This window comes from Gordonia sp. CNJ-863, from assembly GCF_001942325.1.
Classification (GTDB): domain Bacteria; phylum Actinomycetota; class Actinomycetes; order Mycobacteriales; family Mycobacteriaceae; genus Gordonia; species Gordonia alkanivorans.
In genome coordinates this window covers 35,323-55,490 of the sequence record NZ_MKKG01000005.1, presented here as the reverse complement: position 1 = coordinate 55,490, position 20,168 = coordinate 35,323, and the positions used below count along the sequence as shown (strand labels likewise).

At 68.6% G+C, this 20,168-nt stretch carries 19 protein-coding genes and 1 pseudogene; 6 read left to right on the top strand and 14 right to left on the bottom strand.

From position 1 onward, the window contains the following. Positions 1-22: 22 nt before the first annotated feature. On the bottom strand, positions 23-826 hold the full coding sequence (locus tag BJF87_RS02895; protein WP_006360024.1) for an Fpg/Nei family DNA glycosylase: 804 nt from the start codon (positions 824-826) through the stop codon (positions 23-25). A 3-nt stretch (positions 827-829) separates the two neighbouring features. Further along, complete coding sequence (locus BJF87_RS02890) at positions 830-1,309, bottom strand: ribose-5-phosphate isomerase (protein WP_075862604.1); 480 nt, start codon at positions 1,307-1,309, stop codon at positions 830-832. A gap of 22 nt (positions 1,310-1,331) precedes the next feature. Between BJF87_RS02890 and BJF87_RS02885 the strand changes: the two genes are divergently transcribed. Further along, on the top strand, positions 1,332-2,357 hold the full coding sequence (locus BJF87_RS02885; RefSeq protein ID WP_006360026.1) for a M48 family metallopeptidase: 1,026 nt from the start codon (positions 1,332-1,334) through the stop codon (positions 2,355-2,357). 48 nt (positions 2,358-2,405) lie between these two features. Here the strand turns inward: BJF87_RS02885 and BJF87_RS02880 are convergent, their stop codons facing one another. Beyond that, the gene (locus tag BJF87_RS02880; protein ID WP_035754077.1) at positions 2,406-3,029 is read right to left on the bottom strand and encodes a DsbA family protein; all 624 of its coding nucleotides are present in this window, start codon (positions 3,027-3,029) and stop codon (positions 2,406-2,408) included. A 193-nt stretch (positions 3,030-3,222) separates the two neighbouring features. On the opposite strand from BJF87_RS02880, the gene BJF87_RS02875 reads away from it, so the two are divergent. After that, entirely contained in the window at positions 3,223-4,458 is a 1,236-nt protein-coding gene (locus BJF87_RS02875; RefSeq protein WP_035754076.1) for a TetR/AcrR family transcriptional regulator, read from the top strand. Positions 4,459-4,487: 29 nt separating this feature from the next. Next, on the top strand, positions 4,488-7,097 hold the full coding sequence (pepN, locus tag BJF87_RS02870) for an aminopeptidase N (protein WP_035754075.1): 2,610 nt from the start codon (positions 4,488-4,490) through the stop codon (positions 7,095-7,097). Between the two features lie 50 nt (positions 7,098-7,147). On the opposite strand, the gene BJF87_RS02865 is transcribed toward pepN, so the two are convergent. The 5 genes and pseudogenes from BJF87_RS02865 to BJF87_RS02845 form a co-directional block, all read right to left on the bottom strand. Next, entirely contained in the window at positions 7,148-7,642 is a 495-nt protein-coding gene (locus BJF87_RS02865; RefSeq protein WP_075862603.1) for a DUF5994 family protein, read from the bottom strand. Further along, complete coding sequence (locus tag BJF87_RS26030; protein WP_006360031.1) at positions 7,639-7,782, bottom strand: hypothetical protein; 144 nt, start codon at positions 7,780-7,782, stop codon at positions 7,639-7,641. The genes BJF87_RS02865 and BJF87_RS26030 overlap by 4 nt, the downstream gene beginning before the upstream one ends. Before the next feature lie 279 nt (positions 7,783-8,061). Then, on the bottom strand, positions 8,062-8,496 hold the full coding sequence (locus BJF87_RS27180; protein WP_006360033.1) for a hypothetical protein: 435 nt from the start codon (positions 8,494-8,496) through the stop codon (positions 8,062-8,064). A gap of 163 nt (positions 8,497-8,659) precedes the next feature. Beyond that, positions 8,660-9,325, bottom strand: a pseudogene (locus tag BJF87_RS02850) (response regulator); the annotation flags it as partial. Next, positions 9,322-10,887, bottom strand: coding sequence for a sensor histidine kinase (locus BJF87_RS02845; protein ID WP_075862602.1), 1,566 nt, complete (start codon positions 10,885-10,887; stop codon positions 9,322-9,324). The gene BJF87_RS02845 and the pseudogene BJF87_RS02850, both read right to left, overlap by 4 nt. A 179-nt stretch (positions 10,888-11,066) precedes the next feature. On the opposite strand from BJF87_RS02845, the gene BJF87_RS02840 reads away from it, so the two are divergent. Further along, on the top strand, positions 11,067-12,461 hold the full coding sequence (locus BJF87_RS02840; protein ID WP_035754072.1) for a cation:dicarboxylate symporter family transporter: 1,395 nt from the start codon (positions 11,067-11,069) through the stop codon (positions 12,459-12,461). A gap of 77 nt (positions 12,462-12,538) precedes the next feature. On the opposite strand, the gene BJF87_RS02835 is transcribed toward BJF87_RS02840, so the two are convergent. The 3 genes from BJF87_RS02835 to BJF87_RS02825 form a co-directional block, all read right to left on the bottom strand. Then, positions 12,539-13,033 carry a DUF5130 domain-containing protein gene (locus BJF87_RS02835; RefSeq protein WP_006360037.1) on the bottom strand — a complete coding sequence of 165 codons (495 nt, stop codon included), beginning with the start codon at positions 13,031-13,033 and terminating at the stop codon, positions 12,539-12,541. Further along, positions 13,020-13,268, bottom strand: a complete 249-nt coding sequence (locus BJF87_RS02830; RefSeq protein WP_005198911.1) for a hypothetical protein — start codon at positions 13,266-13,268, stop codon at positions 13,020-13,022. Before BJF87_RS02830 ends, BJF87_RS02835 begins: the two co-directional genes overlap by 14 nt. Before the next feature lie 164 nt (positions 13,269-13,432). Beyond that, positions 13,433-14,032: an HNH endonuclease gene (locus tag BJF87_RS02825; protein ID WP_035754071.1), complete on the bottom strand. Its 600-nt coding sequence runs from the start codon at positions 14,030-14,032 to the stop codon at positions 13,433-13,435. Positions 14,033-14,182: 150 nt separating this feature from the next. Here BJF87_RS02825 and BJF87_RS02820 point away from each other — a divergent pair, with 150 nt between their 5' ends. Continuing rightward, the gene (locus tag BJF87_RS02820) at positions 14,183-14,611 is read left to right on the top strand and encodes a globin (RefSeq protein WP_006360039.1); all 429 of its coding nucleotides are present in this window, start codon (positions 14,183-14,185) and stop codon (positions 14,609-14,611) included. Positions 14,612-14,711: 100 nt separating this feature from the next. Continuing rightward, positions 14,712-16,610, top strand: coding sequence for a glycoside hydrolase family 13 protein (locus BJF87_RS02815; protein ID WP_075862601.1), 1,899 nt, complete (start codon positions 14,712-14,714; stop codon positions 16,608-16,610). On the opposite strand, the gene BJF87_RS02810 is transcribed toward BJF87_RS02815, so the two are convergent. The 3 genes from BJF87_RS02810 to BJF87_RS02800 form a co-directional block, all read right to left on the bottom strand. Beyond that, the gene (locus BJF87_RS02810) at positions 16,607-17,293 is read right to left on the bottom strand and encodes a hypothetical protein (RefSeq protein WP_035754070.1); all 687 of its coding nucleotides are present in this window, start codon (positions 17,291-17,293) and stop codon (positions 16,607-16,609) included. The two genes, BJF87_RS02815 and BJF87_RS02810, sit on opposite strands and share 4 nt — an antisense overlap. Next, the gene (locus tag BJF87_RS02805) at positions 17,293-17,763 is read right to left on the bottom strand and encodes a thioesterase family protein (RefSeq protein WP_035754069.1); all 471 of its coding nucleotides are present in this window, start codon (positions 17,761-17,763) and stop codon (positions 17,293-17,295) included. Before BJF87_RS02805 ends, BJF87_RS02810 begins: the two co-directional genes overlap by 1 nt. Before the next feature lie 112 nt (positions 17,764-17,875). Continuing rightward, entirely contained in the window at positions 17,876-20,158 is a 2,283-nt protein-coding gene (locus tag BJF87_RS02800; RefSeq protein WP_035754068.1) for a molybdopterin-dependent oxidoreductase, read from the bottom strand. Between the last annotated feature and the right edge of the window lie 10 nt (positions 20,159-20,168).

Genomic DNA, 20,168 nt, shown 5'->3' with positions numbered 1-20,168 from the left:
CATACATCAATTGAGGGGATCGTCACTCCTGGCAAACCGGACACCAGTAGAGCTTCCGGGCCTCGAGTTCGGCGAGCAGGACCGGGGTGCCACAGATCCGACACGGTTCTCCCGCCCGGCGGTAGACATAGGTCCGCGGACGGTTCGCGGCATACGCCGGCGCCCCGTGGTCGTCCTCGGGACGGATCACATGGATCCGTCCGCGGCGCACACCGACCTTCATCAGTGCCACCAGGTCGAGCCACATCTCGTCGAATTCGGTTCGGAGAAGGCGTTTTCCGGGCCGCATGGGGTCGATTCCGGCACGGAAGAGGACCTCGGCGCGATACACGTTCCCGATGCCCGCGATGACCTTCTGGTCCATCAGCAGCGCGCCGATCGGACGCGAGGACCGGGACATCGCCGCCCAGGCGCGCTCCGGGTCGGCGTCGCGGCGGAGGGGGTCGGGACCCAGACGGGCGATCAGCGCGTCGAGGTCGACGGGGTGGTAGATCTCACACGCCGTCGGTCCGCGCAGGTCAGTGCCGGTGTCCTCGGTCTCGATACGCAGCCTGACCTGTCCGACGGGCTCGGGCAGCGGCGCCGTCAGTTCGGTGAAGGCGCCGTAGAGGCCGAGGTGGATGTGCACCATCTGCTCGGTACGACCGTCGCGATAGCGGTGAAGCAGATGTTTACCCCACGCCTCCGCGGCGTGGAAGGTCATCCCGTCCACGGCGGCCGCACCGTCGGCGAACCGCCCCTGGGGGCTGGTCACCCGGACCCGGCGGCCGCCGAAGAGTCGCTGTTGCCGGCGGGCGAGCCGGTGCAGTGTGTGACCTTCGGGCACCGATCAGGCCGGCGGCTGCGGGACCTCGGGGGCCACGCCGGTGCGCTCGTACTCGGCGAGGATGTCGATGCGGCGCTGGTGGCGCGGCTCATCCGACCACTCGGTGGCCAGGAAGGCGTCGACGATGGCCAGGGCTTCCTCGGTGGAGTGCATGCGGCCGCCGATGCCGATCAGTTGTGCGTTGTTGTGCTGGCGCGCGAGCTGCGCGGTCTCGACGCTCCAGGCCAGGGCGCAGCGGGCACCGGGCACCTTGTTCGCGGCGATCTGCTCGCCGTTGCCGCTGCCGCCGAGGACGATGCCCAGGCTGCCGGGATCCGCGACGGTCCGGGCCGCGGCGTCGATGCAGAATGCCGGATAGTCGTCGAGGGCGTCGTAGACGTGGGCGCCACAGTCCACCACCTCGTGTCCGTTCGCCGTCAGATGGTCGGCGATCTGGTTCTTGAGTTCGAATCCGGCATGGTCGGCACCGAGATAGACACGCATGGCGCCACTATAGATTGAGGGCGTGGACACGCCTGCGCCCATCCCCCGAGCGTTGCCGAACCCGATCCCGAACGTGCCCGGGGTCGCCGACCCGCTCCCGGAGACACCTCCCGACCCGTCACGACGCTGGCTTCGCGCTGCTCGTTTCGCCGCACGCCCGCAGCTGCATCCGTGGGAGATCCCCGTCCTCGTCCTCGTCATCCTCACCACGACGGTGGGATACGCGGCGATCGTGGTCCTCGTCGCCCTCGGCATGTTGGACCAGATCCTGTTGGCCGCCTTGGCATTTCCGTTGGTGTTGTTCGTGATCCGCGGTCTCACCTATGCGACGCCGCGCGTGAACGGCGTGCAGATGACGCCCACCCAGTTCCCGGACGGTTACCGGATGCTGGTCGAGGCCGCCGCCCGCTACGGACTGGAGTACGTACCCGACGCCTACGTCGTACTCGGGAACGGGCAGATCAATGCCTTCGCCTCCGGCCACGGATTCCGGCGGTTCGTCGTCGTCTACTCCGACCTGTTCGAGGTCGGCGGCGCCGCTCGCAGTCCCGAGGCCCTGGAGTTCATCATCGGCCACGAGGTCGGGCACATCGCGGCCGGTCACACGTCGTACTGGCGTCAGCTGGCGACGGTCCTCGGTACCAGCATCCCCCTGCTCGGCAGCGCACTCTCACGAGCTCAGGAGTACACCGCCGACAACTACGGCTACTACGCGAAGCCGGCGGGTGCTCCGGGCGCGATCGGCGTCCTGGCCGCCGGCAAGTACATGCTGTCCGCGGTCGACTTCGACGAGTTCGCCGACCGCGCCACCCACGAACGCGGGTTCTTCGTGCACCTGGTGAACGCGATCTCGACCCACCCGGTCCTCACCTGGCGCGCGGCCGCGCTCCGCAACCGGACCCGGGCCGGCGCGATGCTGCTGCGGCCGCGCCAGATCGTGCGCGACATCGGCAGCGGCAACGTCGTGGCCGTGCCACCACCGGCGCACCCGGCGACGGTCCCGCCCGGTTCGCTCCCGAACGGCATCGAACCCCCGCCCAGGTTCTGAGCGGAGGTTCGACGCAGCGGCTTCGCGGGAGGCGAATCAGACTGTGGTTCAGTCGAACTGGGGTTCCTCGGTGCGGCTGCGCTTGAGCTCGTAGAAGTGCGGGTAGGACGCGAGTGCGAGCGCGCCGTCCCAGACCTTGCCGGCGTCCTCGCCGCGCGGGATGCGCGACAGCACCGGGCCGAAGAAGGCGACACCGTTCACGTGGATCGTCGGGGTGCCGACGTCGTCGCCGACCTTGTCCATGCCCTCGTGGTGGCTCTTTCGGACGGCCTCGTCGAACTCCTCGGAGTCGGCGGCCTCCGCCAGCGAGGCGTCGAGCCCGAGTTCGGCGAGCGCGCCCGCGATGACCGCGTCGAAGTCCTCGATCCCCTCGTTGTGGATGCGGGTGCCCATCGCGGCGTAGAGCGGTGCGAGGATCTCGTCGCCCTTCTCCGCAGCCGCGGCGGCGATCACCCGGACCGGACGCCACGCGTTCTTCAGTGCCTCGCGGTACTCGTCGGGGATGTCCTTGCCCTCGTTGAGGACAGCCAGGCTCATGACGTGGAAGTTGACTTCGATCGGCCGGACCTTCTCGGCCTCGAGGATCCACCGGGAGGTGATCCAGCACCACGGGCAGAGCGGATCGAACCAGAAGTCGACCCGATCGGTGGTGGACTGGCCCTGCTCTGACATCGTCGACGTCCTCTCAGAAGTGGTGATCGATCTCGACCGTACCGGCGGCACTGTCAACCGTGCTCGACATCGGCACGGGCCTGCCTGTTCCCGGTTTGTCATGTGAGCGGCGAAATTCTGCGCCGGATCCGGTTACCGTTCGTTGGAAGGGTCACCGCTCGGATCCGCCACCGTTCCCGGGAAGGAAACGTCCATGCCGTCGACGCCGCACGATCCGGACTCCGGTCCCGGTCCGGCGGGCGGGCGGGCGAACCCCAGGGGCCTCCGGGCCGAGCAGATCGTCCGGGCGGCGACGACCCTGTTCCAGGAGGCCGGGTACCGCAACGTCAGCATCGAACAGATCGGTGCCGCGGTCGGTCTCACCGGGCCCGCGGTGTACCGCCACTTCCCCGGCAAGCACGACATCCTCGTACAGGCGCTGCTGACCCAGGTCGACCTGGTGGACGAACTCGTCCGCGAGGCCGACGAGTACGGCGAGACGCCGCAGGCCCAGCTGTGGCGGTTCCTCGATCGCCTCGGCGACCAGACCGCCAACCACGACGTGTCGATCCTCTGGCGCCGCGAGCAACGGCACCTGCACCCCGCCCAGCTCGCCGACATGCGGGTCTATTTCGCGAAGTTCAGCGACTACATCGCCGACAAGGTCGCCGCTGTGAGACCCGACCTGCCCGCCGTCGACGCCCGTCTGCTCGGATTCGCCGTCCTGAGCCTGTACTCCAACACCTCGGTGATCCGCGGGACGATGCCGCCGGCGCACGTGATGCAGATCCAGCGGGCCGTCGCCCGGTCGATCGTCGACGGCGAACTGCCAGCGCCCGGACCCGATGCCTCACCGCCGGCGCCGGCCACCCGGCGCCCCGCCGATCGGCACGAGCGCATCCTCGACGCGGCCACCGACCTGTTCGCCGAGCGGGGATTCCACGACGTCCGGATCGACGACATCGCGCGGGCGGCCGACATCTCGGTGGCCACCTTCTACCAACAGATCCCCGGCAAGACCGAGGTCTTGCGAGCGATCCTGGTCCGCGCCTTCGAAGGCATTCTCTTCCTCACGACCCACGCCCTCGACGGCGTCGAGCCCCGCGATGCCCTCGACGTGCTCATCTCCCTGCACGTGCGGCAATCGCTGGGTGTGCACGGACGGATCATCCCCATCTTCACCCGCGACCTCGTCTACCTGCCCGAGGCCGACCAGAATGCGCTGCGTGCCGCCCAGCGCGCGTACATCGCCGAATGGGCCGTCGCCATCCGCGCCCGGTCGCCCGAGCTGTCCGAGAGCGACGCCGCAGGTCTCACCCGCGCGTTCATCGGGGTGTCCGGCGACGTCGTGCAAGTGCCGGAACTGCGCGCACGACCGGGGATCTCCGCAGCGCTCGCCGCCCTCGCGACAGCGATCCTGCAGCCCGCCGATCTGCTGTCGGACGGCTGAGCACCGCCCTTCTCGATAAGCTGGCCTGCGTGACTGCCCCGAACCTCACCAGAGACCAGGCCCGCGAACGCGCCGCGATCGTCGACGTGTCGAACTACCAGATCGAACTCGACCTCACCGACGGGAACGGTGCGCCCGGCACCGCCGGGAAGGGCGCCTCCGGCACCGAGACGTTCCGATCCACCACGACGGTCACGTTCACCGCGACCGAGGGCGCCGAGACCTTCATCGACCTCGTCGCGCCGACGCTGCACTCGGCGACGCTCAACGGCGTCGACCTCGACGTCTCCGGCTTCGACGAATCCGTCGGCATCACCCTGCCCGGGCTGGCAGCGGAGAACACCCTCACCGTGGTGGCCGACTGCGCCTATTCGAACACCGGTGAGGGACTGCACCGTTTCGTCGACCAGTCCGACGAATCGGTGTACCTGTACTCGCAGTTCGAAACCGCCGACGCCAAGCGCATGTTCGCCTGCTTCGACCAGCCCGACCTCAAGGCCACCTACACGCTCACGGTCACGGCGCCGGAGGACTGGAAGGTCATCTCCAACGCGGCACACGTCGAGACCGCCGCCGCCGAGCCGGGTGTCCATCGCTTCCGCGAGACCGCGCCGATGAGCACCTATCTCGTCGCGCTGATCGCCGGGCCGTACGCCGAGTGGACCGACGTCTACTCCGACGACCACGGCGACATCCCCCTGGGCATCTACTGCCGCGCCTCGCTGGCCGAGCACATGGACGCCGATCGGCTCTTCACCGAGACCAAGCAGGGATTTGCCTTCTACCACAAGAACTTCGGCATCCCCTACGCCTTCGGTAAGTACGACCAGCTGTTCGTGCCCGAGTTCAACGCGGGCGCGATGGAGAACGCCGGCGCGGTGACCTTCCTGGAGGACTATGTCTTCCGGTCGCGCGTCACCAAGTACCTCTACGAGCGTCGCGCCGAGACCGTGCTGCACGAGATGGCGCACATGTGGTTCGGCGACCTCGTCACCATGCAGTGGTGGGATGACCTGTGGCTCAACGAGTCCTTCGCCACCTTCGCCTCGGTTCTCTGCCAGTCCGAGGCCACCGAGTACACCAACGCCTGGACGACGTTCGCCAACGTCGAGAAGTCCTGGGCGTACCGGCAGGATCAGCTGCCCTCGACCCACCCGGTCGCCGCGGACATCCCCGACATCGCCGCCGTCGAGGTCAACTTCGACGGCATCACCTACGCCAAGGGCGCCTCGGTGCTCAAACAGCTCGTCGCCTATGTCGGTGTGGACGATTTCCTCGCGGGTCTGCGCGACTACTTCGCCGCCCACAAGTTCGGCAACGCGACGTTCTCCGATCTGCTGGGCGCACTGGAGAAGTCGTCCGGTCGTGATCTGTCGGACTGGGGCGACCAGTGGCTGCGCACCACCGGCATCAACGTCATGCGCCCCGACTTCGAGGTCGACGAGTCCGGGGCGTTCACCCGGTTCACCATCGTCCAGGACGGCGCCGCGCCGGGCGCCGGCGAGACCCGCGTGCACCGGCTCCGCGTCGGCATCTACGCCGACAACGGTTCCGGCGCCATCGAACAGACCCACAGCGTGGAACTCGACGTCGAGGGTGAGCGCACCGACGTGCCCGGACTCGTCGGCGTGCACCGCGGAGACCTGGTGCTGCTCAACGACGGTGACCTCACCTACGCGTCGATCCGCATCGACCCCGAGTCGCTGGCGACCGCGACCGCCCGCATCGGCGACATCACCGACTCCATGCCGCGCACCCTCGTGTGGTCGGCGGCCTGGGAGATGACCCGTCAGGCCGAGATGCGTGCCCGCGACTTCGTCGAACTCGTGCAGCGCGGGATCGCGTCGGAGACCGAGATCGGTGTGGTGCAGCGTGTTCTGATGCAGGCGACCACCGCGATCGAGTCCTACGCCGACCCCACCTGGGTGTCCTCGACCGGCGGGCCCGCGTTCAGCGCGCGCCTGCTGGAACTCGCCCGGGGCGCCGATGCGGGCTCCGACCACCAGCTCGCCTTCGTCAACACCTGGCTGGCCGGCAAGCTCAACGACGACCAGATCGACGTGGCACGGGCACTTCTCGATGGAGGGGACCCGGCCGAGCAGGGTCTGGGCGGCCTGGCCGTCGACACCGACCTGCGCTGGAAGCTGGTGCGCGCGTTGGCGACCGCCGGTGCGATAGATGCCGACGCGGGTTCGACCCCGACCATCGACGCCGAGGCCCAGCGCGACAACACCGCCACCGGCACCCGGCAGGCCGCCGCGGCACGTTCGTCGCGACCGCTCCCCGAGGCCAAGGCCGACACGTGGTCGCAGGCGATCGACGACGATTCGCTGTCGAACATCTACACCCGCACCATGATCGAGGGCTTTGCGCGTCCCGGCCAGGGCGAGCTGCTCGAGCCCTACGTCGAGAAGTACTTCGAGGCGATCCCCGAGGTGTGGGCACGCCGTTCGAGCGAGGTCGCCCAGACCGTCGTCATCGGCCTCTACCCGAGCTGGGCGATGACGCAGCAGGCCCTCGACCTCGCCGAGGAGTTCGTCGCGGGTGATCATCCGCCTGCCCTCAAGCGGCTGATCTCCGAAGGCCGTGACGGCGTGGCACGTTCGCTGCGGGCACGCGAGTTCGACGCGCAGGGCTGAGATCTAGCGACCGGCTCCGCCCCATCGGCTCACCTCGAGTCTGCGCCCGATCAGCCGATCGGTGCAGGCTTCTCGTGGGTGTCCCACGCCGCTGGGGCGTGACCGGTCCGGTGTCCGTCGACAGCGGCCGCCGACGCGATGAGAGTCTCCGCCGACTGGGTGTTGGTCCGCTCGGCGGCACGCATCATCGTCTCGTGCGCTGCATCCGAGTCAGTGTCAGGACCAAGTACGGCAAGCGTGAGTGTCCCACTCGGACAAGAGAATCGAACGACCCCGGGCGGCCACGTGGTGAAGCCCTCCAAGTGCACCGACCGGCCGTCGACCGCAATCTTCCGGTCCGGCGCGGCATCCCAGTCGGCGATCCGGTAGCCCACCCGTTCGAGCCGCGGCAACCGGGTGTCGAGTGCTTGCGCGATATCCGGGAGTTCCGTTGCCAGGTCCCGGGATCGCGGCCACCACGCGCCATCGACCGACCCCCGGACCGAATCGGCCGGCTTGAGCCGCAACCGCAACTGGCGAGGCGGGTGCGTGGTCGGCGCGTTCATGCCCTGCTACTCACGTGGTAGCCGAAGACGGCGAAGCTGTCAGGTGCGAGGCCGTTCGCGCTGCCGTTGTTGGCGAGAAATCCGGCCGCCGTCGCGATCACCGCGGCGACCAGGATGATGACTCCGATGATGACTGTCACGACATCAGCTCTCTTCTCGGTTCCGGGACCGCCGGGTTGTTCCGGCTCCCGACGAGTCGGAGGGGACCGCAGAATCAGTCGATTGCGTTGCGGCACTGCGAGATCGGTTATTGCTGATGATCATGTCATTCTCCAGCTCGGTCACCGCGTCGACGATCAGAGAACGCAGGTCACCGACCATGGCCGCGGTGTCGTCATCGGTTCGGCCGGCCCGGGAGCGCGCGAGAAGTCGCTCGTTGAGCCGGCGGGCAATGGGAGGCAGATCGAGGCGTGTGGACATCAGGGTTCCCGTCTCTGGTTTTCGAACAGGACATCTGACAGGGTTCCGCCACCCTCGACAGTGCTCGTCACCTTTTCCCAGACGTCCCCGGCACGGACCTTGAGAACATCTGTGGCGAGCAGAATCACCGGGTGCGAGTCGGCATCGAGAACCTCGGTCCGTGAATGGCGGGCCCGCCGGAGGGTCCGGCAAGCGAGGACGTCACCGACGACTTCGTTCGCTTCGTTCGTTTCGGCGCTGGTCGCGGGATGGAACTGGACATCCCATTCGGCGAGGAGGTCGCCCGGCACATCGCGCGAATCCTGCTCTTGGATTCCGCTCACGATGGTCTGAGGCCTCGATGAGTGACCCGGTCGGGCGCGGTGATAGTCGCGTATGTGCCCGAAGAGGCGGCTGCGCGGAAGCGAGTCGAGAATTCGAGTGGTGGTGATCATGGCATTCGCCTGACTCGGTCGCCGTCTGGATGCGGCCGAAGTGACCGGGGCCGCCAACGGTGATTCCCTCGGCGTGCAGCCCGATGAGTTTCAGTCTACGCCGTCTGTCCAGTACCAGCGCCATCTCCGCGTACCGATGGCGGTCACCGACGGGCCCGCCTCCCCGATACCGCACCTGTGGCCGTCCCGCCGAACCGTACTGGGTGTCGCGGTCGAGGACGCCGTCGTCGGCGAGTCGTTCCAGGTAGCGCCATGCGGTGACCCGCGAAGATCCCAGTGCGCGAGCGACTTCCGACGCGGTGAGCCCGTCGGCGCTGTCCCGCACGGCCCGGCACACCGCATCCTCGGTCTGCGGTGCGGAACCCTTCTTCGCCGACCGCCGGAAGTCGCCGGAACGCAACTCGGCCAGTGCTCGGTCGACGTCGCGCTGACTGACCGCCTCCGCCTCGCCGGTCAACGCCTCCCGGTACCGCAGGTACTGCTCGATCTTCTCGCGGAAGGCCGCGAACGTGAACGGTTTGAGCAAGTAGAGCAGCACCCCGCGCGACATCGCGTCGCGCACGGTCGGCAGGTCGCGTTGCGCGGTGATGGCGATGACGTCAGGGGCCGGGCGCACCCCGGAGAGCGCGGAGGCGAGGTCGGTGCCGCGGGCGTCGGGCAGACCGAGGTCGAGCAGCACCAGGTCGACGCCGTGTGCCCGCGCGGCGCGTAACGCCTCCTGCGCGGTGGTGACCGCGCCCACGATCTCGAATCCGCCGATGCGCGCGAGGTAGTCGCGGTGCGCCTCGGCGATCACCGGTTCGTCCTCGACGATCAGTACGCGGATCATCGGGTCTCCCCCGCCTCTGACGACACCGCCCGGATGCGCACAGTGACCACCGAACCGTAGGTGTTCTGGGCGATCAACGACCCGTGGTGCCGGGAGACCACTTGCGCGACGAGGGCCAGACCCAGTCCGCGTCCGGCGTCGTCGCCACCGAATTTGGTGGAGTAACCGCGCGCAGTCGCGCGGCCGAACAGTTCGTCGTCCATCCCTGGTCCGCTGTCGGCGACGACGATCTCGAGCGCCTCGTGGTCCCCGACGACCCCGACCTCCACCCACGGGTCGCCCGGATCGCAGGCATCGAGGGCGTTGTCGACGAGGTTCCCCACGACGGTGATCAGCTCGCGCGGTGACAGGATCTGGGTGGCGTCGTCACTCAACTGCGAATCCTCGGTGAGCGAGAATGCGATTCCCCGTTCGGCCGCCTGCGCACTCTTACCCAGGAGCAACGCGACCAGCGCCGGTTCGGCGACCGCCTGGGTCATCCGGTCGATGAGGTGTTGGGACAGTTCGAGTTCGGTGGTCGCCAGTCGGACCGCCTCTTCCGACCGCCCCATCTCGACCAGTGCGACCAGGGTGTGGAGCCGGTTCGCCGACTCGTGCGCCTGGGAGCGGAGCGCCTCGGCGAATCGGGTCATCGAATCCAACTCTCCCATCGCCTCGGCCAGTTCGGTCCGGTCGCGGATCGTGACGACCGACGAGCCGCGTCGTCCGGACACCGGCGACCGACTGACCAGCAACACCCGTCCGCCCTCGGCGTGCAACTCGTCGGACACCCCGTCGCCGCGGGTCAGGAAGTCCGGCAGATCGCCTGCGGGCGTGTCTGTTCCGATGCCGAGCAGACGTTGCGCCTCGGCATTGACCAGCGCCGGCCGGCCGGCCTCGACGACGATCAGTCCCTCGCGGATCGCGCGCAGCACCGCGTCGTGGTGGTCGTACATCAGTCGCAGGTCGCCCGGGGCCAGTCCGCCGGTCTGCCGCAACAGCCGTCGCCGGATCCACCAGACCCCGGCGGCCGCGGTCAACAGGGCCGCGACGGCGGTGACGGCGATCCGAGGGAGCTCCCCGCGCCAGGCCGACGTCAAGGACCGCTGGGTGATACCGGCTGCCACCATGCCGATGATCCGGCCGTCGGGTCGCCGGACCGGCGTGATCGTCCGGATGGACGGACCGAGGGTGCCCGTGTAGGTCTCGGTGATCGTCTCGCCACGGAGGGCCGCATCGATGCTGCCGATGTAGGGCGCCCCGATCAGGTACGGGTCGGTGTGGGTATAGCGCGTCCGGTCGGGACCCAGCACGGTGATGAAGGCGATGCCCGTCTCCCGCCGGATCCGGTCGGTGACCGGCTGAAGAATCGCGCTCGGGTCCGGCGAGGTGAGTGCGGACACCGTCGAGGGCGCCTGCGCGAGGCTGACCGCCACCGCGGTGACCTCGTCGCGGGCGGCCCGGTCCCCGTCGACCCGGGCGTCGATCGCCGCGAGCACACTGCCCGCCACGACCACCACCGCCACGACGGCCAGCGCGAGCGCCGCCACCTGGCCGGCCAGCGTCCGCGGATACCACCGCATGCTCGGCCCCTCATCTGTCTGTCGAGCTTCGTCTTCCGACGTTCGGGTTCGGCAAAGCCCCATATCGGGTTATTCCCCCGGCATCGGTGAACGTAATGAACAGAATCGTGACGGTCATCACCACGTCGGTTCACAATCCTAACCACCCATGTTCCCGGTACACGAGGAGAGAACCGCCGATGAACGCAGATCCCAAGGCCGGTGACGAGGCGGTCGAGGCCCCACGGGCCAAGCGCGACCGCACGCACTGGCTGTACATCGCGGTCATCATCGCGGTGGTCGCCGGCGTGGTCGTCGGTCTCGTGGCACCCGAGGTCGGCAAGCAACTCGGTGTCCTGGGCACCATGTTCGTCAGCCTCATCAAGATGATGATCGCCCCGGTCATCTTCTGCACGATCGTGCTGGGCATCGGATCGGTCCGCAAGGCCGCGACGGTCGGCAAGGTCGGCGGTCTCGCGTTCGTCTACTTCCTCATCATGTCGACGGTCGCGCTGGCAATCGGTCTGGTCGTCGGCAACCTCATCCAGCCCGGCGAGGGGCTGAACATCTCGTCGATGTCGGGTAAGGGTGAGGAACTCGCGAAGGAGGCCCACGAGTCGGGCGGAACCATCGACTTCATCCAGGGGATCATCCCGGAGTCGATGCTCTCGGCCCTCACCGACGGCAGTGTGCTGCAGGCGTTGTTCGTCGCACTCCTGGTCGGCTTCGCGATCCAGGCGATGGGACGCACCGGCGAGCCGATCCTGACCGCGGTCTCCTACTTCCAGAAGCTGGTCTTCAAGGTCCTGACCATGGTCCTGTGGGTCGCGCCGATCGGCGCGTTCGGCGCCATCGCGAACGTCGTCGGCCAGACCGGTTGGGCTGCCGTGCAACAGCTTCTGACCCTGATGCTCGCCTTCTACCTCACCTGCCTGGTCTTCGTGTTCGGTGTGCTCGGGGTCCTGCTCCGAACGATCGCCGGGGTCTCGATATTCCAGCTCGTGCGGTATCTGGCCCGCGAGTACCTGCTGATCTTCGCGACGTCGTCGTCGGAGTCGGCCCTGCCGCGGCTCATCGCCAAGATGGAACACCTCGGCGTCGAGAAGACGACCGTCGGTGTCGTGGTGCCGACCGGGTACTCGTTCAACCTCGACGGCACCGCCATCTACCTGACGATGGCGTCGATCTTCATCGCCGATGCGATGGGCGACCCGCTCTCGGTCGGCGAGCAGATCGGTCTGCTCGCGTTCATGATCATCGCGTCGAAGGGCGCCGCCGGCGTCAGCGGCGCCGGACTGGCGACCCTCGCCGCCGGTCTCCAGGCGCACCGGCCGGACATGCTCGAGGGTGTGGGCGTGATCGTCGGTATCGACCGGTTCATGTCCGAGGCGCGTGCGGTCACCAACTTCTCCGGCAATGCGGTGGCGACGCTGCTGGTCGGTTCCTGGACCAAGACGGTGGACAAGCACCAGGTCGACGAGGTGCTGGCGGGTCGCATTCCGTTCGACGAGTCCAACATGGTCGACGACGAGCTCGAGTCGGCCGGGACCGGGGCACACGAGAAGGTGCTCGAGGGCTCTGCCCCGCGGTCCTGAGCAGAAACGGCCGGCCGCGAACACGAAAGAGGCCGCCCCACCGACAGGTGGGGCGGCCTTCTTCGTGGTCTGCGGGACTAGCCCGCGGCGGCAGCGGTCGCCATCACGCGCAGCGACGCGATGAGGCCGTCGATCAGGTTGCCCTGACGGAAGCCGGTGACCGCGGCGGTCACACCGAGTGCGGCGACACGGTCGTTGACACGACTCGACACCTCGCTGCCGGAGACGATGACGACGTCGCGCGTGTTCGGCGACACCGCGATCAGGGTGCCGTGGGCAGGCTCGGGAGCCTTCGCCAGGACGGCACGGGCGCTCGCGTCGAGGTCACCGTCGAGATCGCCGATGTAGACCGAGAAACGCACGAGAGCCTTCTCGCTCGCGGCCTTCAGGGTGTCGTCGAGAGCGATCAGATCCTTCTTGCTGAAGGGCGGCGTCGTCGGGGCGTCACCAGGGTAGCGGGCCGCCGAGATGCGTCCGCTGTTGGTGATCACGGTGCCCAGCGGAAGTTCGGCGGCCGAGCGGGCCGCGACCTCTGCACTCACGTTCGCGTGCGAAACCTCACCACTTGCCACTTGCCGAGCTCCCATCAACGTCGCCGGGTTCCGCGTGCCGCGGAAGTGCCATCGGTTCGATGTCGGTGGCACTGAAGAGAAGCGGAGCATGCTCCCATTGCTGATCGAGGGTGTACTCCTTGACCTCCGGGTACTTGACCCCGCCGGAGAACACCATCGCGACAACGCAGAGCACGACAAAGAGCACCGTCACGATCGTGACTGGCACTCCGATGGGGACGATCAGGCTGTCCATGTCACCCTTTCGATGGTCGCGCCGGACCAGGCCGGTTGTCGGCACAGGTCATCGTTGATCAATCTAGCCCACATCACACCGACCGGTGCAGCGACCCCTACAGCGCGTCGTAGACGGTCGCCGAGCGGCCTTCCGAAGGACATTTCGCGGCGCCTTCCGGCGCCTCACGCGGCGCCCGCGTCGATGTACTGCATCCAGGCCGGATCGATGTCCTTGACGGCGGCGATGAGCCCCCAGTGCCGGCCTTTCGGGGCGACCGGCCGGTTCCGCAGCGTCCAACCCAACTCGGTGATCAGCCGGTCGGCCTTGCGGTGATTGCACGACGCGCAGCAGGCGACGCAGTTCTCCCAGTTGTGGGCCCCGCCCCGGCTGCGCGGCACGACGTGGTCGATGGTGGTGGCGGGCTTGCGGCAGTACCCGCAGCGGAACCGGTCGCGGTGCATCAGCGCCGCCCGGGTCATCGGCACGGACGCGCGGTACGGGACCCGCACGTAGTTCCGCAGCCGGATCACCGTCGGCACCGGCACCGCCGTCGCGGCCGAGTGGAACGCTCCCCCGGACTCGTCGGCGTGGACCATGTCGGCGCGTCCACGCAGGATCAGGACGACGGCGCGGCGGATGGTGACCGCGCTCAGCGGCTCGTAGGTGGCATTGAGCAGCAGCACCCGGCGGCGTGTCCACGACCGCGACCCGGCCGCCGGCGAGGCCGCACCGCCGTGCAGTCTCGTCACCTCGCCCGTCTGGTGGTGTGACCGGTGCGTCATTCGACCTCCCGCCGGCCCTGCTCGAACTGGTTGACCTGCACAAGTTCACCACGGACGCCGACCTCGTGCAGGGAAAACCCGCTGCACGGCACCTCGGCCGGGCCCCGCCGGCGGCACGCGACGTTGAGGCGCCCCTCGGTCGTAGGGACAATGGCGGCTGTGACTGGCGAATCCGGCAACTCCCCAGACCCGGCCCCGCGGAGCTTCTACGAGGAGATCGGCGGCGCGGAGACGTTCCGACGGCTCACCGAGGTCTTCTACACCGAGGTGGCGAAGGACGAGGTGCTCCGCCCGCTGTACCCCGAGGAGGATCTCGGCCCCGCCGAGCGACGGCTGCGGATGTTCCTCGAGCAGTACTGGGGCGGTCCGCGGACCTACTCCGACGAGCGCGGCCATCCGAGACTGCGCATGCGCCACAACCCCTACCGCGTCGGCCCGATCGAGCGCGACGCCTGGCTGCGCTGCATGCACACCGCGATCGCCTCGATCGACGACGAGACCCTGGACCCGCCACACCGCCAGGCACTCGTCGACTACATGGAGATGGCCGCGCAGTCGATGATGAACTCGCCGATCTGAGAGCCGCGCAAACCTTCCGCCTTTCGCCACCCGCAGTTTCGACACGCCCACGACTCGCCGATTGACCAGGATTTCTCGCCGAAAACTCAGGTAGGGCAGAATGACCACGGTGAGCGATGAGACACCAGGTGTTGTCCCCGCCGAGCCATCTGACGGGGGTCAGACCGACGGCGCACACACCGACGTACCGGAGACCACGGGTACCGAGGGCAACGTGAGTGACTTGTCGGGAGACACCCCCGAGATCGAATCCGCGACAACCGATCCGGATGCCCTCGACGACGAGGCCATCGAGGCCGAGGCAGATGCCGAACTCGATCCGGGCGCCGAATACGATCCGGGCGCCGAAACCGCCGCCGCACGAGACGAACCGGCGTCCGTCGTGGTGCCGCAGCTGGACCCGACCGACACCACCTGGTGGAAGTCCGCGGTCTTCTACCAGATCTACCCGCGGTCGTTCTGCGACGCGAACGGCGACGGCGTCGGCGATCTCGCCGGTGTCATCGGCAAGCTCGGATATCTCGAACTGCTGGGCATCGACGCGATCTGGCTCAGCCCGATCATGACCTCCCCGATGGCCGACCACGGTTACGACGTCGCCGATCCGCGCGACATCGACCCGCTCTTCGGCGATCTCGCCACCTTCGACGCCCTCATCGCCGAGGCCCACGCACGCGACATCCGGGTGACGATGGACCTCGTCCCCAATCACACCAGCGATCAGCACGAGTGGTTCCGGGCCGCTCTCGCCGCGGGCCCGGGTAGTCCGGAGCGCGAACGGTACATCTTCCGGGACGGGCGCGGCGAGAACGGCGACGAGCCACCGAACAACTGGCACAGCATCTTCGGCGGACCGTCGTGGACCCGTGTCACCGAGGCCGACGGCAGCCCCGGCCAGTGGTACCTCCACATCTTCGCCGCCGAGCAGCCCGACCTGAACTGGGAGAACCCCGAGGTCTTCGACGATCTCGAGAAGACACTGCGGTTCTGGCTGGATCGCGGCGTCGACGGTTTCCGGATCGACGTCGCGCACGGGATGGCCAAGCCCGCCGACCTGCCCGACATGGACCTGACCAACACCGCGCTGCTCTCCAACGACGACGACGATCCGCGGTTCAACAACTATGCGGTGCACGACATCCACCGCAAGATCCGCAAGGTCCTCGACGAGTACCCGGGCGCCGCGAACGTCGGCGAGATCTGGGTGAACGACAACGAGAGGTTCGCCGAGTACCTGCGCCCCGACGAACTGCATCTGGGTTTCAACTTCCGACTCGCCAAGGCTCCCTTCAAACCCGAGGCGATCCGGGAGGCCATCGAGAACTCTCTCGACGCGGTCCTGTCGGTGTCCGGGACGCCCACGTGGACGCTGTCTAACCATGACGTCGAACGAGAGGTGACGCGGTACGCCCCCGTCGACCCCGCGACCGGTGATCTCGACCTCGCACGCGGGACGCGCCGTGCGCGGGCGATGCTCGTCGTCGAAATGGCCCTGCCTGGTTCGATCTTTCTCTACAACGGTTCCGAACTCGGCCTGCCCAACGTCGACGACCTGCCCGAGGAGGTCCTCCAGGATCCGGTGTGGGAGCGGTCGGGTCACACCGAACGCGGCCGCGACGGATGCCGGGTTCCGCTGCCCTGGCAGGGCACCGAGCCGCCGTTCGGTTTCAGCACGTCGGCCGACACCTGGTTGCCGATGCCGGAGTCGTGGCGATCGCTGACCGCCGAGGCGCAACTCGAGGACGTGGGCTCGATGCTGTCGCTGTACCGGGCGGCCATCGAATTGCGTTACGACCGCCCGGAATTCGCCGGTGACTCGATCGACTGGTACGAAGCACCCGAGGGCTGCCTGGCATTCCGGCGGTCGGAGGGCTTCTTGATCTGCGCGCTGAACGCGGGCGAGGTCCCGGTTCCGCTGCCGCCGGGCGAACTCCTGCTGATCAGCTCGCCGCTGGCCGACGGCATGCTGCCGCCCGACGCCGCCGCCTGGCTGGTCTAGAGAACCGTCACCGACAGATCGCGGTGACGCCGCTGGTACACCGAGCCGTACCGGGCGTCGACCCGAATCCAGGCCGCCGACAAGCGGATCCGGACGGGTTCGGCAGCGTCGATGTCCTCGACCGGTGAGCTCTCGGTGACCGCGCGCCCGTCGCGGTCGCGGATGAAACCCATTCCGGTGAGGGCGAAGAGCGACCGCATGGTGACGGCCGCGCGCAGCGCGCCGTCCTCGGTCGAGACCTCCAGCACGTCCTGGTCGAGCACGCCGGTGGCCGGTCCGTGAGCACTTCCCTCCTCGCGCGCCACGCGGGCACCGTTGCGCGCCAGGCCGACGATGCTGCGCGCGGGCACGTCGTCGACGTGGCGATAACCGGCGGATGCGGGAAGTGCACCGCGCCAGGCAGAGTCGAGGGAGAACCCGGGATCGATCTGTGCGCCTGCGGAAGACGCGGCCAGCGCGGAGTGCAGCGACGCGGCGTCGCAGACGATGTCGGCAGGCGCCACCCGTCCGGAGACCGCGCGGGTCGCGAGCACCTCGAACCCTGTGTGGGTCCAGAGCGCGACGAGTCCGTCGGGACGCGCCACGACGCGCACGACCGCGGCGTCGTCGAGCCGCTGGGCATGGGCGAGAAACGCCGACGCGTTGGAGCGATCGGACTCCGCGATCTGGATGAACCGTTCCATCAGCGCTGCTTCGTCGACGTCTCGTCGCCGCGGCGGAAGGAGTTCAGGTAGTCCTTCTGCTCCGGGGTGAGTCGTGCGATGCGCTGCCCGGCGACGTCGAAGGCGACGAGCTGGGTGCTGGCGACGACCGCCGGTTTCGCCGCGGGATCCGTCCCGGCCGCGCGGACCTCGTACCCGACGGTGAAGTCGACGGCACGCAGCCGCTGGACGTACATGGTGACCTCGATCGGGCCCTCCGAGTGCCGCAGCTGGGCCTGGTATTTCACGTGCAGGTCGGCCACCAGGCAGCCGTCCCGCAGCGGCGCGGTGGGCCGGCCGTCGAGGAACAGCCACGGGATGCGCGCCTCTTCGAGCAGCGTGACCATCCGGGCGTGGTTGATGTGCTGATAGACGTCCATGTCCGACCATCGCACCGGGACCTTCACCACGTAGCCGTCGGCCGTCGCGGTCCCCGAGTCCTCGTTGAGCACGTGCGTTCCATCCCCTGTCGATACGGATCTGCTGGTACGACGCCGGGCGCCGCGGAGTCAACCCTACGCACGACGGGCCCCGGCGCTCCGGACGGGCGACGACCGCACGGGCTCAGGCGGGGCCGACCACGACCCGCAGGCCGTTGAGGACGACTGTCCCCGAGAGCGGGTCGATCCGTGTCCCGTCGTTGAGGATGTTCACGTTGACCCCGGGTTCGGCGGCCGCCACGGAGAGTCGGGTCTCCGCGTCGTCGTGACCCCAGCCGTGCGGCACCGACGCGACGCCCGGCTTGATGTCGGAGGTGATCTCCACGGGGACGGTCAGTGACCCGCCCGCTCCGCGGATCGTCGCGACGCCGTCGATGCCGAGCCGCGCGGCGTCGTCCGGGTGCATCTGCAGGGTGCACCGATTGGTGCCGCCGGTGAGTGCGGGCAGGTTGTGCATCCAGCTGTTGTTGGACCGCAGGTGCCGGCGCCCCACGAGGAGGAGCGACGGATCGCCTGTCGCATGTTCGGCGTGGACCGCGGCGCGCAGCCGGGCGAGGTCCCCGATCAGCGGATCCGGCGCCAACTCGACCTTCCCCGACGCGGTACGGAGCACGCCGGGCAGACGCGGGCACATCGGACCCAGGTCGATGCCGTGCGGGGCTGCCAGGACATCGGCGAACGTGAGGCCCTCCCGCGCACCGAAACCGTCACCGTAGGCGCCGAGACGCAGCATCATGTCCAGGCGGCGCTGATGGCCCGGCGCATCGGGCAGCATCGCCACCAGCGTCTCGACGTCCCGGCCGGCGACAGACGAATGCGGGTCGGTCACCTCCTTGGACAAGGTCGCGGCGATGACCTGCTCGTCGACCAGGCCCGTATCGGCGTCGATGCCCGCCCCGGACAGACCGAGGATCAGGCGACACACGATGTCGATCTCGTCGGGCCGACCGTCGGGAAGCGGCAGCACCCGCGGCGAATAGCGGGCGTTCGCCCGCACGGCGAGGTTGTTGAGGATCGCGTCGAAGTGCGGACTCTGGGACGGACGTGGGGGCGGCAGGATGACATCGGCGTGCCGGGTGGTCTCGTTCAGATACGGGTCGACGCACACGACGACGTCGGCGGCGTCGAGTGCGGCGGCCAGGCGGCCGCCGTTGGGTGCCGACAGGACGGGGTTGCCCGCGACCGTGACCAGTGCCCGCAACTGCCCCTCGCCGGGTGTCTCGAACTCTTCGGCCATCGCGACGGCGGGCAACTCCCCCGCGACCTCCGGATGTCCCGACACCCGGCTGCGCCAGCGGCCGGTCCGGAAACCCCGGCCCGGGCGTGCCGGACGCGGTGCGGGGGCGGTCGGCGCCGTCGGGAACATCACTCCGCCCGGCCGATCGAGGTTGCCGGTGAGGACGTTCACGACGTCGATGAGCCAGCTACCGAGGGTGCCGAACTCGACGACGGTGGTACCCAGACGGCCGTAGACCGCCGCCGACGGTGCCGACGCGATCGCACGGGCGAGCCCGCGGATGTCCTCGGCCGGGACATCGCAGTACGGCGCCACCCGCTCGGGCGTGAGATCACCTATCTCCCTGCGCAATTCGTCGACGCCCTGCACGTGGGTCGCGATACCGCCGAGGTCGTCGGCGACCAGTCCCTCGTCGAACAGGCAGGTGACGATGGCGGCCAGCAACGCGGCATCGGTTCCCGGCCGTGGCGCGAGGTGGGTGTCGGCGAGCCGGGCGGTGCGGGTACGCGCCGGGTCGATGACCGTGAGCCGCCCGCCGCGATGCCGGAGGGCGTTCAGCTTGCCGGGGAAGTTAGCGGCGGTGGCCATGCTCCCGTTGGAGACAACGGGATTCGCGCCGATGATCACCAGGTGATCGGTGCGGTCGAGGTCGGGGACGGCAAAGGTCCCGGCGTGACCGAAGAGGTATCCCGACGCCGCCTGCTTGGGCATCTGGTCGAGGGTGCCGGCGCTGAACACGTTGCGGGTTCCGATCGCACGCGCGAGCAGCGGCGCGTACATGGTGCCCGCGATGGTGTGCGCCGACGGGTTGCCGAGATAGAAACCGACCGACGATCCGCCGTGGGTGTCGATGACCGCGCGCAGACGGGTGACGGCTTCGTCGAGCGCCTCGTCCCAGCCGACCTCGACGAACCGTCCGTCCCGTGTGACCAGTGGACGTTCGAGACGGTCGGGATCGTTGTCGAGCTGAGGGAAGCTCGCCCCCTTCGGACAGATGTAGCCGTGGCTGAACACGTCGTCGGCGTCGCCGCGGGCACCGGTCACGTGTTCACGCAAATGCCCGTCCGCCTCGGCGTGTTCCTCGATCGGGCCGCCGTGGGTGTCGACGACGAGGGACAACCCGCAGGTTGCCTCGCAGAGTGGGCAGATTCGCGGTGCCGTGCGCGTCATGTGCCCAGGC

Excerpts from the sequence above, each read along its gene's own strand:
- BJF87_RS02890 (WP_075862604.1), bottom strand. The coding sequence starts at position 1,309 with ATGCGTGTCTATCTCGGTGCCGACCATGCCGGATTCGAACTCAAGAAC.
- BJF87_RS02880 (WP_035754077.1), bottom strand. The coding sequence starts at position 3,029 with ATGTCAGAGCAGGGCCAGTCCACCACCGATCGGGTCGACTTCTGGTTC.
- BJF87_RS02875 (WP_035754076.1), top strand. The coding sequence starts at position 3,223 with ATGCCGTCGACGCCGCACGATCCGGACTCCGGTCCCGGTCCGGCGGGC.
- BJF87_RS02865 (WP_075862603.1), bottom strand. The coding sequence starts at position 7,642 with ATGAACGCGCCGACCACGCACCCGCCTCGCCAGTTGCGGTTGCGGCTC.
- BJF87_RS27180 (WP_006360033.1), bottom strand. The coding sequence starts at position 8,496 with ATGATCACCACCACTCGAATTCTCGACTCGCTTCCGCGCAGCCGCCTC.
- BJF87_RS02845 (WP_075862602.1), bottom strand. The coding sequence starts at position 10,887 with ATGCGGTGGTATCCGCGGACGCTGGCCGGCCAGGTGGCGGCGCTCGCG.
- BJF87_RS02840 (WP_035754072.1), top strand. The coding sequence starts at position 11,067 with ATGAACGCAGATCCCAAGGCCGGTGACGAGGCGGTCGAGGCCCCACGG.
- BJF87_RS02830 (WP_005198911.1), bottom strand. The coding sequence starts at position 13,268 with ATGGACAGCCTGATCGTCCCCATCGGAGTGCCAGTCACGATCGTGACG.
- BJF87_RS02825 (WP_035754071.1), bottom strand. The coding sequence starts at position 14,032 with ATGACGCACCGGTCACACCACCAGACGGGCGAGGTGACGAGACTGCAC.
- BJF87_RS02820 (WP_006360039.1), top strand. The coding sequence starts at position 14,183 with ATGGCGGCTGTGACTGGCGAATCCGGCAACTCCCCAGACCCGGCCCCG.
- BJF87_RS02815 (WP_075862601.1), top strand. The coding sequence starts at position 14,712 with ATGACCACGGTGAGCGATGAGACACCAGGTGTTGTCCCCGCCGAGCCA.
- BJF87_RS02810 (WP_035754070.1), bottom strand. The coding sequence starts at position 17,293 with ATGGAACGGTTCATCCAGATCGCGGAGTCCGATCGCTCCAACGCGTCG.
- BJF87_RS02800 (WP_035754068.1), bottom strand. The coding sequence starts at position 20,158 with ATGACGCGCACGGCACCGCGAATCTGCCCACTCTGCGAGGCAACCTGC.